9 protein-coding genes are annotated in these 13,150 nt (G+C 74.9%); 5 read left to right on the top strand and 4 right to left on the bottom strand.

Features of this window, described 5'->3' with window-relative positions; all coding sequences use genetic code 11:
- Nucleotides 1-537 precede the first annotated feature (537 nt).
- From ACFWA7_RS37890 to ACFWA7_RS37870, 5 genes are all read left to right on the top strand, one after another.
- Entirely contained in the window at nucleotides 538-2,463 is a 1,926-nt protein-coding gene (locus ACFWA7_RS37890; protein ID WP_385827694.1) for a hypothetical protein, read from the top strand.
- An 87-nt stretch (nucleotides 2,464-2,550) separates the two neighbouring features.
- A complete protein-coding gene (locus tag ACFWA7_RS37885) occupies nucleotides 2,551-3,468 on the top strand; it encodes a metal-dependent hydrolase (RefSeq protein WP_385827692.1) in 918 nt (305 codons plus the stop codon).
- Nucleotide 3,469: 1 nt separating this feature from the next.
- Nucleotides 3,470-4,543 (top strand): PDR/VanB family oxidoreductase, encoded by a 1,074-nt coding sequence (locus tag ACFWA7_RS37880; protein ID WP_385827690.1) that lies wholly within the window; start codon nucleotides 3,470-3,472, stop codon nucleotides 4,541-4,543.
- Between the two features lie 13 nt (nucleotides 4,544-4,556).
- A complete protein-coding gene (locus ACFWA7_RS37875; protein WP_385549390.1) occupies nucleotides 4,557-5,288 on the top strand; it encodes a TetR/AcrR family transcriptional regulator in 732 nt (243 codons plus the stop codon).
- 31 nt (nucleotides 5,289-5,319) lie between these two features.
- The gene (locus tag ACFWA7_RS37870; protein ID WP_385827688.1) at nucleotides 5,320-5,853 is read left to right on the top strand and encodes a GNAT family N-acetyltransferase; all 534 of its coding nucleotides are present in this window, start codon (nucleotides 5,320-5,322) and stop codon (nucleotides 5,851-5,853) included.
- Nucleotides 5,854-5,859: 6 nt separating this feature from the next.
- Here ACFWA7_RS37870 and ACFWA7_RS37865 read toward each other — a convergent pair whose 3' ends face one another.
- The 4 genes from ACFWA7_RS37865 to ACFWA7_RS37850 form a co-directional block, all read right to left on the bottom strand.
- Complete coding sequence (locus tag ACFWA7_RS37865; RefSeq protein WP_385827686.1) at nucleotides 5,860-7,452, bottom strand: SpoIIE family protein phosphatase; 1,593 nt, start codon at nucleotides 7,450-7,452, stop codon at nucleotides 5,860-5,862.
- Nucleotides 7,453-7,555: 103 nt separating this feature from the next.
- Nucleotides 7,556-9,595 (bottom strand): ATP-binding protein, encoded by a 2,040-nt coding sequence (locus ACFWA7_RS37860; RefSeq protein WP_385549381.1) that lies wholly within the window; start codon nucleotides 9,593-9,595, stop codon nucleotides 7,556-7,558.
- A gap of 137 nt (nucleotides 9,596-9,732) precedes the next feature.
- A complete protein-coding gene (locus ACFWA7_RS37855; RefSeq protein WP_385827684.1) occupies nucleotides 9,733-10,770 on the bottom strand; it encodes a LacI family DNA-binding transcriptional regulator in 1,038 nt (345 codons plus the stop codon).
- Nucleotides 10,755-12,416, bottom strand: a complete 1,662-nt coding sequence (locus ACFWA7_RS37850) for a glycoside hydrolase family 13 protein (protein ID WP_385827682.1) — start codon at nucleotides 12,414-12,416, stop codon at nucleotides 10,755-10,757. The genes ACFWA7_RS37855 and ACFWA7_RS37850 overlap by 16 nt, the downstream gene beginning before the upstream one ends.
- Between the last annotated feature and the right edge of the window lie 734 nt (nucleotides 12,417-13,150).

Genomic DNA, 13,150 nt, shown 5'->3' with positions numbered 1-13,150 from the left:
TCCCCGCGCCCCTGAAGGGCGGGGCCTGCGGCCCCTGCCCCGCTCCTCAAACGCCCGAGGGGCTGAAATGCGGCCAGGCCCCGTTCTGCCTTCAGGGGCGCGAGGAACCGCGCGACCAGCCACCACCGAACCCGCAGACGAACACCAGGCCCAAAAGGGGCGCGACGAACCGCGCGAGCAACCCCCACCGAACCCGCAGACGAACACCGGGCCGAAAAGGGCGCGGGGAACTGCGCGCGCAACCACAGCCCACCCGCAGACAAACACCGGGCCCCAAAGGGGCGCGAGGAACCGCGCGACCAGCCACCACCGAACCCGCAGACAAACACCGGGCCGAAAAGGGCGCGGGGAACTGCGCGCGCAACCACAGCCCACCCGCAGACAAACACCGGGCCCAAAAGGGGCGCGAGGAACCGCGCGACCAGCCACCACCCAGCCCGCAGACAGACACCGGGCCGAGAAAGGGGCGCGCCCCCAGCGGGCCCGCGGACGAACCCGCTACCCGCGCCCCGGTGACCATCCCACGATTCGCTCGTTTTGCTGAACGTGGCCCCGCCCCAGGACATCCTCAGCCGCCCCACCCCCATCGGCATCGAGCAGGCCGAAGCCGCTCTCGTCGAGCACTATCCCCGGCTGACCCGGCTCGCCTATCTCGTGCTGCCGCCCTCCCTCGGGCGCAACCGGCGGGTGCTGACCGCGCACGCGCTGGTGCAGCGGTCGCTGCCCAGGAAGCACGGGGGTGCCGAGGCCGCGATTCCGGCGCCGCGGCGCGGGGATCCGGGGTACGGGTTCGTGCGGCGGCAGGTCGTGCGGCAGGCGCTGGAGGCCGGGCTGCCGTTGCGGCGGCGGGCCTGGCCCAAGCGGGCGCAGTTGCCGCCGGTGCTGCCGCAGGTGTGGGGGCTGCGGCTGTTCCCCCGCTCCGGCGGGGCCGATGAACTCACCCTGGACCAGCGGCTCTCCGCGCTCAGCGGGCCCGCCAGGGCCGCCTTCGTGCTGCGCGGCCTGGACCGGCTCAGTGACGCCGAGGTGCGGAGAGAGCTCGATGCCCTCGGGGTCGAGGACCCCGACGGCGCCGTCGAGGAGGCGGGAGACCCGGGCGACGGCGCCGCGCTGCTCGAAGCCGCCGAGTTCGACCCCTGTTCCCTCCAGGCCCGGCCCACCGACCTGATGCGCCGCCGCCAGCACCTGCGCGCCGCCCTCGTCGCCGCCGCCGCGCTCGCGGTCTGCGGCACGCTCCTGGGGCTCCCGGGCGACGGCTGGGGGCCGGACGGGGCGGCCGCACCCTCGTACGCCCGCAATCCCGCCGCCGAGGCCGCCCTCGACCCGGCGCGGGTCGTCCGGGTGGACGGCGCCGTGTGGCGCACCTCGGCCCGTACCGACTTCTCCGTCTGGCCCGCCCGGGGCTCCCTCACCGGCGACTCCGCGCTGCTGCGGCGCGCGCTCGCCGTCTGGGCCAGGCCGGGCCGTTCCGTGCAGGTCTCGGCCACGCCGGAGACGCCGTCGGGGCCGCCGATGGGCGCGCCCCAGCTGCTGTACGCGGGCCGCGTCGACCGGGTCTCGGTCGTGCTGTTCTACGACGGCCTGCGGGTCGCCCGGTACGCGGAGCCGGTGGACGGCACCTCCGGCGCCGCGCTCGACTTCGCGCGCGTGGACGGCGCCGACGCCGCCTCCGCCGGGGCGCTCGTGGTCGGCCGCACCGACGGCAACGTCCGCTATCTGACCGCCCCCTGGGTGCGCGAGGCGGCCGTACGGGACCTGCTCGACCCGTCCGCCGCGCCCCGCCCGCTCCCCCGCGACCGGGACGGCGTGACCTCCCCGCTGGTCTCGCCCGCCCAGGCCCGCGACTGCACCTCCTGGGACGTGCTCCAACTGCGCGAGGACCGCGAAGGCTCAGCCGGGCGGCTGCTGACCGACCTCGGGGAGCTCGCGCCCGCCCGGCTCACCTGGGGGCCGCCGGACACACCCAAGGACGTCACCGGCACCGCCGCCCGCGAGGCCTGGGCCCGTACCGCGTGTCTGCTGCCGACCGTGCGCTCGCACGGCGTGCGGACCGTGAACGCTTGGCAGTTCGCCAGGCAGCAACTGCCCGAGGCCAACGGCACGGCCGCCTGGCTGTGCACCCGGGCCGACACCTGGTCCGGCGCGGACAGCCGGGTGCTCGCCCAGTTCCAGGCGCCGGGCGGCGGGAAGGCCACGGCGGGCGCGGTGGCCGCGCGCGCCGAGAACAGCGCCGCCTGCGGCACGCACGAGCCGCGTGTGCTCGCCGGGGTGCTGTGGAAGTCCCGGGGCGGGCACTGGTACGTGCTGGCGGCCGGCAGCGAGGACCTGTCCCGGGTGGCCGTCTCCGGCGGCGTCGACGCCTCCGAGCGCGGCCATCTGCTCGCCGTGCGCACCCAGGAGGACGCCCGGGCGCAGCTCGAAGGCCGCCTCGCGGACGGGACCCGGGTCGCCGCCCTGCGCTGAACCCGTGGACCCCGGTGACCGGTTCCGTACGAACAACTCCTCGCACCACCCTGTTGCCAGACGCCTACCCGTCAGTACATTGACGCCATGTCTAATACGCCGCAGCCCGCTCCGGTGGTCTCGGAGCACATAGAGCTCAAGGCCCGGAACGTCTCGTTCGAGTGGGAGAAGACGCCGCTCCACTGGATCCCGGGCGACCCGTTCACCGGCCACACCATCAATGTGCTGCACCTGCTGCTCCCGGCGGGCGAGCGCTGGTTCGTGCACGTGTACAAGCAGGTGCTGCCGTACATCCGCGACGAGCGGCTGCGCGAGGACGTCATCGGGTTCATCGGGCAGGAGGCCACCCACTCGGCCGCCCACGACGACGTGCTCCCCCACCTCAAGGCGCTCGGGCTGGACCCCACCCCGTACACCGCGCAGGTCGACTGGCTCTTCGAGAAGCTGCTCGGCGACCGGACTCCCCCACTGCTGAACGCGTGGGTGGTACGCCCATCGCCGGGGCGGGCGCGCGAGTGGTGGCTGATGGAGCGGGTCGCCACGATCGCGGCGATCGAGCACTACACGGCGTTCCTGGGCGACTGGATCCTCAACGCCGACTCCCTGGACAAGCGTGGCGCCGACGCGGTGATGCTGGACCTGCTGCGCTGGCACGGCGCCGAGGAGGTCGAGCACCGGTCGGTCGCCTTCGACCTGTTCATGCACGTGGACGGCGGTTACCGGCGGCGGGCCCGGACCTGGGCGACCGCGTTCACCGCGCTGGTCTTCCTCTGGCAGCGCGGCGCCCGGTTCTTCATGGAGAACGACCCCTCGCTGCTGGACGGCCGGGCGACCTTCCGGGACTTCCTGCGCGCCGGACGGCAGGGCACGCTGCCCACCGCCGCCGCGATGGCGCGCTCGATCCCGCGCTATCTCAGCCGTACGTACCACCCTTCGCAGGAGGGCTCGACCGCGCAGGCCGTGGCCTATCTGGCGAGCTCGCCCGGCGCCAACGGAGGCCGCTGACATGCCGCGTACGAGGTCCGTGGTCCTGGCGGCCGGGGCGGCGCTGCTGGTGCGGCGGGCGGTGCGCCGCCGTATCGCCGCGTCCCCGCTGTGGCCGATGCCCGCGCTGGAGACGCCCGTCTCGGGGCAGGGCGGGCGGCGGGCGCCCTCGCTACGGCTCACCGTCGCCGAACGGGCCGTCCCCGCCGAGGGCGTGGCGCTGCTGCGGCTGGAACCCCCGGCGGGCACGCCGCTGCCCGAGTGGCGGCCGGGCGCCCACCTCGACCTGGTGCTGCCGTCCGGGCTCATCCGCCAGTACTCGCTCTGCGGCGACCCGGCCGACCGTGCCACGTACACCGTCGCCACCCGGCTGATCGAGGGCGGGCGGGGCGGCTCGCGCGAGGTGCACGAGCAGCTGCGGGAGGGCGCCGAGCTGGTCGTGCGCGGACCGCGCAACCGCTTCCCGCTGGCCCAGGCTCCGTCGTACGCGTTCGTCGCCGGCGGCATCGGCATCACCCCGATTCTGCCCATGCTGAGGGCGGTCGAGGCGGCGGGCGCCGAGTGGCGGCTGCTGTACGGCGGGCGGTCGCGGGCCACCATGCCGTTCCTGGACGAGATCGAGAAGCTGGGGGCGCCGGGCGGGCGCGTCACGGTGGTCGCCGAGGACGAGGCGGGGCTGCCGGACGCGGCCGCGTTCCTGGCGGGTTCGGGCGAGGGCGCGGCGGTGTACTGCTGCGGGCCCGAGCCGCTGACGGACGCGGTGGCGGCGGCCCTGCCCGAGGGGCGCACCCTCCACCTGGAGCGGTTCACGCCCGGCGCGAGCACCGCGCAGCTCGGCACCTTCGAGGTCGAACTGCGCCGCACGGGCCGTACGCTCACGGTCCCGGCGGGCCGCTCGGTGCTCGCCACGGTCCGCGACGAGCTGCCCGACCTCGCGTACTCGTGCGAGCAGGGCTTCTGCGGAACCTGTCAACAGCGGGTCCTGGAAGGGGAGATCGACCACCAGGACGAGCTGCTCACGGACACGGAGCGGCAGGACTCGATGCTGATCTGCGTATCGCGCTGCCTCGGCCGGAAACTCGTGCTCGACCTGTAGGTACTCTGTTCGCATGACGACCGGGGTGCGGCGCAGGATGGGCGTCGAGGAGCGCAGGCGGCAGCTGATCGGAGTCGCGCTGGAGCTGTTCAGCCACCGCTCCCCCGACGACGTCTCCATAGACGAGATAGCGGCGGCGGCCGGGATATCGCGGCCGCTCGTCTACCACTACTTCCCCGGCAAGCAGAGCCTGTACGAGGCGGCGCTGCGGCTGGCCGCCGACGAGCTGGCGTGCCGGTTCGTGGAGCCGCAGGAGGGCCCGCTGGGAGCCCGGCTGCTGCGGGTGATGGGCCGCTTCTTCGACTTCGTCGAGGGCCATGGACCGGGCTTCGCCGCGTTGATGCGGGGCGGGCCCGCGGCCTCGGCGGGCGGCTCGACCACCGCCAACGCCATGATCGACGAGGTCCGGCACGCGGCGTACCTCCAGATCCTCGCCCACCTGGGCGTCCAGGACCCGCCCGCGCGCCTGGAGCTGGTGGTGCGCTCCTGGGTCTCCCTCGCCGAGTCGACGGCCCTGATCTGGCTGGACGGGCGCCGGATCCCGCGCTCCGAGCTGGAGTTGCAGCTGGTCCACGACTTCGCGGCGCTGGCGGCGGTGAGCGCGGCCTATGACGCGGAGATGGCGGCGGTGGTGCTGCGGATGCTCGCGGACGAGCCCGCGGACGGGCCGTTCGGGGACCTGGTGGCCCGGCTGCTGGCGCTCGCGCCCGCCGACGGCTCCGGCCGAGCCGCACCCGTACGGTGAGCGCGGGGCCCGCCCCCGTACCTTGATCACCATGACGACTCCGACGGACGCGCTCTCCCCGGGCCTCACCTTCCGCCTCGCCTCCGAGGCCGACCTCGCCACGCTGACCGGCCTGTACGACGGGGCCGCGCGGTGGATGCGGGGCAGCGGCATCGACCAGTGGGCCCCCGGCGAGAAGGACACGGCGCACTTCCGGCTGCGGATCGAGGAGGGCGAGGTCTGGCTCGCCCTGACCGCCGACGGCCGCGCGGCCGGGGCGTACGAGCTGTGGTGGCGGGACGAGCCCGCCTGGGGTGTGCGGCCGCCGGAGGCGGGCTATGTGCACCGGCTGATGACCGACCGCACGCTCGCGCCCGCCGGAACCGGCCGGGCCCTGCTCGCCCACGCCGAGCAGCGCATCGCGGCGGCCGGGCGCGCCCTGTCCCGCCTGGACTTCAAGGCCTCCAGCCCCGGGCTGCGCGCCTACTACGAGCGGGCCGGGTACGCGGTGGCCGGGGAGCAGCCGTTCAAGGAGGGCGGCGGCAGCAACTACGCGGTCGTGCTGATGGAGAAGCGGCTCGGCTGAACCGCGTCACACCAGACCGGTGAGCCGCAGGGCCAGCAGTGCCACATCGTCCTCGCGGCTGCCGAACGCGCTCAGCAGCGCGTCGCACAGGGCGCCCGTGCCGCCCGGGGCGTTCGCGGCCGCGAGCTGGCGCAGCCGCTCCATGGAGAGCGCGAGGTCGGTGCCGCGCGTCTCGATGAGGCCGTCCGTCACCATCAACAGGACGTCACCGGAGGCCAGTTGGTGGCGGTACGGGTCCGGGTGGTCGAGGCCGAGGCCGAGCAGCGGGCCGTGGACGTCGAGGTAGTCCGTCTCGCCCCGGCCGGGGACGACCAGGGGCGGTATGTGGCCCGCGTTGGCGATCCGGGCGCGGCCGAGCAGCGGGTCGATGAGGGCGAGGCAGAGGGTGGCGGTGGCCTCCGGGTGGTAGAGCTGGAGCATCCGGTCGAGGCGGCGCACCAGGACGGCCGGGTCGCGCTCGTCGGTCGCGTACGCCCGTAGCGCGTGGCGCAGTTCGACCATGACGGTGGCCGCGTCGAGCGAGTGGCCGACGACGTCGCCGACCCCGACGAGGAGTCCGTCGGGGGTGGGCAGCGCGGTGTAGAAGTCGCCGCCGATCTCGGCGCGGGTGGAGGCGGGCACATAGCGCACGGCGACGTCGGCGCCGGGCAGCCGGGGCTGGTGCTGGGGCAGGAAGCTGCGCTGGAGGGTGAGCGCGATGTGCCGCTCCTCGGCGGCGCTGCGCAACGACTCGGCGGCCAGCGCGGTGGCCTCGGCTAGATGGGCGAGCAGGGCGCGGGTGTCCTGGTTCCCGGTGGCGTGGACGGGGGCGGCCAGACAGACCGGCGGCTGGTCGGCGTTGCTGCGGGCCAGCATCAGCCGGGCGTCGCCGTCCTCCTCGCCGGTCGGCAGCACGCCGGAGGGCCACAGCGGCGCGGGCGCGATCCGCGACCGGACGCCGGCGCAGCCCGCCATGGCCCGCTGGAGCAGCGGGGCCACCGCGGCGGTCGTGCCGGCGTGTTCGCCCCGCGCCGGGCCGCCCGCGTGGAGCGTGCCGTCGGCGCCGAAGACGTAGGCGGCGGCCCGGCAGCGGATCAGGGCGGTGACCGCGGCGGCGGCCGTGTCGGCGAGCTCCTGGGGGCAACTCGCCCCGTACAGCGCGGTGGTGGCGGTGGCGAGGCGGGCGAGGCGGCCCGCGCGGGCGTCGGCGTCGTGGCGGAAGCGGGCGCCGCGCAGGGCGGCCCGGACGACGGCCTGGATCTCCTCGGGCTCGACGGGCACGGCGAGGTAGGCCTCGGCGCCCGCGTCCAGGCCCCGGGTGCGGTCGCGCGGCGTGGTGGCCGCGGCCGAGAAGTGCACCACGGGCATGGTGGCGATCTCGGGGTGCGCCTTGATGCGGCGGCACAGTTCGAAGCCGTCCATGTCGGGCAGGCCCACGTCGACCAGGGCCGCGTCGGGCAGGGCGCCGTTCCTGACCCGGGTGTCGAGCTCGACCAGGGCCGCGGCCGCGGTGGCCAGCGGCACCACCCGGTGGCCCGCGCGCCGCAGGACCGCGCCCATGGCGTAGCGGTTGGCGTCGATGTCGTCGACGACCAGCACGGTGGTGTGGGACGGGTTCACGGCGCATCCCCCGTGGGGCCGTCGGGCCCCGGTGGGCGTGGTACGGATCGGGCGGCGGGTACGTCCACACCGTAGCGCGCGGGCCGCCCGCGGAGGCCCCGGGTCAACTTCCCTGTGCGAAATCACCCTTGAGGGCATGGCTGAGGCCTTGGTCGAGCCCGGCGCGCGCCCCCCGGCGGAAGGCGGTGTCGTACGCCTGGTCCCCGAGGGCGGCCCTGGCCCGCCGCTCGCACTCCTCGCGCACGGCGGTCAGCCTGGGCGCTCCCATCTGGGCCTTGCCGACGGTACGCCAGTACTCCTGCCCGATGCCCAGGACCAGGGCGCCCTCCTCACCGTCGCCCCGGGCGGCCAGCGCGCAGGCGAGCAGGTCGAGGCCGAGGGCGATGCCGAAGCTGTCGTGGAGCAGCCGTTTGCCGGCCAGCATGGCGCGGGCGTGCTCGGCGGCCTCGGTGGCGCGGCCGAGCGCCAGCGCGGTGACGGCGAGCATGTAGTCGGCGTACGCCCGCATCCAGCGCTCCCCCCGGCTCGCGCACTGGTCGCGCAGCCAGGTCGCCTCGGCGGCGGCCTCGCGGTAGCGGCCGAGGTTGTTGAGGGCGTAGACGCGGGCGAGCACGCACAGGGCGAGGCCGGGCGAGAAGTCGTCGTCGGCCGCGTCGATGGCCGGGGTGCACACGTCGAGGGCGCCCTCGGCGTCGCCCGGCATCAGGATGGCGGCGCCGAGCAGATAGGCGGCGCGCAGCCGGGACTCGGGGTCGACGGCGCTCACGCACCGCCGGCCCTGGCGCAGCGCGGTCTCCATGTCGCCCTGGAGGAGGGCGGTCATACCGAGCGCCCACTCGGCGCGGTCGCGGCGCGGACCGGGCTCGGGGTCGAGGGCGAGGGCGCGCTCCAGGAAGCCGCGGCCCTCGCGCAGGTGCCCGCAGCAGAACCAGAAGAACCAGAGCGAGGAGGCCATGCCGAGCGCGGCGCCGGGGTCGGTGGCCAGCAGGTGATCGAGGGCGGTGCGCAGATCGGCGTGCCCGGCGGCCAGCCGCTCGTACCACTCGACCTGGCCGGGGCCCATCCAGTCGGCCTCGGCGGCGCGGGCCAGGCGGCGGCAGCGCTCGGCGTGGCGCCGGGCCACGGCCGCCTCCTCGCCGAGTTCGCAGAGCCACTGGCGGCCGTACTCGCGGATGGTGTCGAGCATCCGGTAACCGGCCCGGCCGCAGTGCGTCCTGGCCCGTACGACGGACTTGGCGACCAGGCCCGCGAGCGCGGGCCCGACGGCTTCGGGGGCGAGCGGGCCGCCCGCGGCGACGTCCTGGGCGGCTTCGAGGCCGAAGCTCCCGGCGAACACCGAGAGCCGGGCCCACAGCAGCCGCTCCAGCGGGGCGCACAGCTCGTGGCTCCAGCCGATGGTGGTACGCATGGTCTGGTGGCGGGGCAGCCGGGCGGTCCGGGTGTCGGAGAGGACCTCGAAGCGCGAGTCGAGCCGTTCGGCGAGCTGCTCGACGCCCCACAACCGCAGCCGGGCGCCCGCGAGTTCTATGGCGAGCGGGATGCCGTCGAGTCTGCGGCAGACGGCCGCGGCGGCCGCGGCGCGGGCCGGGTCCTCGAAGGACTTCAGCGACAGGTGCGGCACGGCCTCGACGGCGCGCTGCTTGAAGAGGGTGAGCGCGGCGCCCTCGGGCGGCAGCGGGGCGAGGGAGAAGACACGTTCCTCCGGGCGGCCCAGGGACTGCCGGCTGGTGGCCAGGACGGTGAGCCCCGGCGAGGTCTGCAGCAGTTCCCCGATGAGGTGGCCGCAGGCGGAGACCATGTGCTCGCAGGTGTCCAGGACCAGGAGCAGCCGTTTGTCGGAGAGCCAGCCGCACAGCGCCTCGGCGGCGGTGCGGGTGGTCTGGTCGGTGACGCCCAGGTGGTCGGCGACGGTGGCGGCGAGCAGTTCGGCGTCGCGCAGGGGGGACAGCTCGACCCACCACACCCCGTCGGGACAGAAGGCGCGGCGCTCGCGTGCGGCGCGCAGGGCGAGCCGGGACTTGCCCACGCCGCCCGGTCCGGTGACCGTGGCGAGCCGGTGGCCCCGCAACAGGCCGTCCAGGGTGGCCAGTTCCACCGACCGGCCGACGAAGCTCGTGGTCTCCGCTGGAAGATTCCCCAACACGGGCACAGTCTGGACCAGAAAACGCCTGGTCCAGACACGATGGCACTGTTCAACCAGAATCAGTCACAAAGAGGCCATGGGCGGTCAGTTCAACGCCATTTCCATGCGTGCGGAGAACATCGGTGAACGCCGGCCGGTCACTCTCGTACGCGTGCGGTGGATCCCCGCACCACCAGCTCCGGCTGGAACACGAACTCCGTGCGCTGCACCGGGTTTCCCCGGATCTCTTCGAGCAGCGCGCCCACCGCGGCCGTCGCCATCGCCCGCACGGGCTGGCGGACGGTGGTCAGCGGCGGGTCGGTGAACGCGATCAGCCGCGAGTCGTCGAAGCCCACCACCGACACCTCGGCGGGCACCGCGAGCCCGCGCTCGCGCGCCGCGCGGACGGCCCCGAGCGCCATCATGTCGCTGGCGCACACCACCCCCGTACAGCCCTGGTCGAGCAGCGCGCCCGCCGCCACCTGGCCGCCCTCGACGCTGAAGAGGGTGTGCCCGATGTACGCGGCGGCCTCCTCGGCGCGCAGCCCGAACCGCTCCCCCAGCGCGGCCGCGAACCCTTCGGCCTTGCGCCGCGAGGGCACATACCTGAGCGGCCCGGCCGCGAGGCCGATCCGGGTGTGGCCGAGGTCCGCGAGATGGCCCACCGCCATCGCCATCGCCGCGTGGTCGTCGGGCGAGACGAAGGGCGCGCGGATGCGCTCGTTGTACCCGTTGACCAGTACGAACGGCACCCGGCGCTCGGTGAGCGCCAGATAGCGGGCGGGGTCGGCGGCGGTGTCGGCGTGCAGCCCCGACAGGAACACGATGCCGTTGACCCCACGCTCCTCCAGCTGCTCGACCAGCTCGTCCTCGGTCGCCCCGCCGGGCAGCTGGGTGCAGAGCACCGGGGTGTACCCGTGCCCGGCGAGCACCTGCTCCACGGCCTGGGCGAAGGCGGGGAAGATGGGGTTGGTGAGCTCCGGAGTGACCAGGCCGACGAGTCCGGCGCTGCGGTGGCGCAACTGGGCGGGCCGCTCCCAGCCGAGGACGTCCAGGGCCGCGAGCACCCGCTGCCGGGTGGCGTCGGCGACGCCCGGACGCCCGTTGAGCACCCGGCTGACGGTGGCCTCGCTGACGGCCGCCTGGGAGGCGATGTCGGCGAGGCGCGGCCCGGATTCGGTCACACCGCCCACCACACGGTGGTGTCGGCGTCGAGCACGAACTCGCCGCCGTCGAGCGCGATTTCACCACTGACGCTGGCGAGGATGGGCTTGCCGGGCGCGGGCATGCGCACAGCCTCCCCGGTGAGGTTGACCGTACAGACGAACCCCTCGCGGGCGAAGGCGAGGACGCCTTCCGGCGCGTCCAGCCAGCGGACCGCGTCGCCCGGGCCGAGGCCGGGGTGCTCGCGGCGGGCGGCGAGGGCCGCACGGTAGAGCTCCAGGGTGGAGTCCGGGTCGCCGGTCTGCGCCTCGACGGAGAGCGCCCCCCACGACGCGGGCTGGGGCAGCCAGCTGCCGCCGCCGCCGAAGCCGTACGAGGGCCCCTCGGCGGTCCACGGGATGGGCACCCGGCAGCCGTCCCGGAACCCGTCCTGGCCCTCCGCGCGGAAGAACGACGGGTCCTGGCGCACCTCGTCGGGCAGGTCGGTGACGTCCGGGAGGCCGAGCTCCTCGCCCTGGTAGAGGTACGCGGACCCCGGCAGCGCCAGCATCAGCAGCGTCGCGGCGCGCGCCCGGCGCAGCCCGAGCTCGCGGTCGCCCGGGGTGCGCAACTGGGTGCCGAGGCCGGGCGGGTTGGCGAAGCGGGTGGCGTGCCGGGTCACGTCGTGGTTGGAGAGCACCCAGGTCGCGGGCGCGCCGACCGGGCGCATCGCGGCGAGCGAGACGTCGATGACGTCACGGAGCTCGGTCGCGTCCCAAGGGGCGCCCAGATACTGGAAGTTGAAGGCCTGGTGCAGCTCGTCGGGGCGTACGTAGTGGGCCGTGCGCTCCACGGTGGGCGTCCACGCCTCGGCGACGGCTATGCGCTCGCCGGGGTACTCGTCGAGGATGAGGCGCCAGGAGCGGTAGATCTCGTGGACACCGTCCTGGTCGAAGAACGGCATGACATCGTTGCCCAGCAGCTTGAGCTGGTCGCTGCCGCCGATGTCCGGCAGCCCGGCGGCCTTCACTAGCCCGTGGGCGACGTCGACGCGGAACCCGTCGACGCCCATGTCCAGCCAGAACCGCAGGATCGAGCGGAACTCGTCGGCGACGGCGGGGTGCTCCCAGTTGAAGTCGGGCTGCTCCGGGGCGAACAGGTGCAGGTACCACTCGCCGTCGGGGGTACGGGTCCAGGCGGGCCCGCCGAAGATGGACTCCCAGTCGTTGGGCGGCAGTTCGCCGTCGTCGCCGCGCCCCGGCCGGAAGTGGTACCGGCTCCGCAGCGCCGAGCCCGGACCCTCGCGCAGGGCGCGCTTGAACCACTCGTGCTGGTCGGAGGAGTGGTTGGGGACGAGGTCGACGATGATGCGCAGCCCGAGGTCGTGGGCGTCCCTGATCAGGGCGTCGGCGTCGTGCAGGGTGCCGAACATCGGGTCGATGGCGCGGTAGTCGGCCACGTCGTAGCCGGCGTCGGCCTGCGGGGAGGCGTAGAAGGGGGAGAGCCAGACGGCGTCGACGCCGAGGTCGCGGAGGTACGGGAGTTTGTGGCGCACGCCGTCGAGGTCCCCCATCCCGTCGCCGTTGGCGTCGGCGAAGCTGCGCGGATAGACCTGGTAGATCACGGCGTCCTGCCACCAGTTGGTACGGGGGCCGGCGTGGCCGGGGGTGGTGGCGGGGGCGGTGAGGTGCGGGGTCATTTTGTCCCTGGGTCGGTCGGTGGGTGTGGTGGGTGGTGGGTGGTGGGTGGTGGGTGGGTTCAGGTGCTGGTGGGGCGCCTGCGGCGGGCTGGGCCCCTCCCCGCCCCTTCCCTAAACCCTCCGGGGGTGGGGGAGGGGTTGAGGCGGGTTTCCCGGGGGCTGCGCCCCCGGACCCCGGGGAGGGGCTGCGCCCCTGCACCCCCTCGTGGCGGCTCCGCCCTCCGCACCCCTGGCGGGGCCTGCGGCCCCTGCGCCCCGCCCTCGTCTGTCCGCGGGCCGGTGGGGGCAGGCCGCGCAGTTCCCCGCGCCCCTGAAGACCGCCACCTCCAGCCCTCCCGGCGTGCAAGGAACGGGGCCGGAACCTCCAGCCCCCGGCGTGCAAGCAGAGGGGCCCGAACCCCAGCCCCTCCGGCATGCGAAGAGCGGGGCCCGAACCTCCAGCCCCTCGGCGTGCAAGGAACGGGGCTCGGACTTCCAGCCCCTCCGGCGTGCAAGGAACGGGGCTCGGACTTCCAGCCCCTCCGGCGTGCAAGGAGCGGGGCTCGGACTTCCAGCCCCTCGGCGTGCAAGGAACGGGGCTCGGACTTCCAGCCCCTCCGGCGTTTGAGGAGCGGGGGCCGGGGCGGAGCCCCGTAAGCGGGGTGCAGGGGCCGCAGGCCCCGCCAGGGGTGCGGAGGGCGGAGCCGCCACGAGGGGGTGCAGGGGCGCAGCCCCTCCCCGGGGTCCGGGGGCGC

Source organism: Streptomyces sp. NPDC059994 (assembly GCF_042737755.1).
GTDB lineage: Bacteria > Actinomycetota > Actinomycetes > Streptomycetales > Streptomycetaceae > Streptomyces.
The sequence above is the reverse complement of the archived record's forward strand: the minus strand, read 5'-3'. Positions and strand labels throughout refer to the sequence as shown.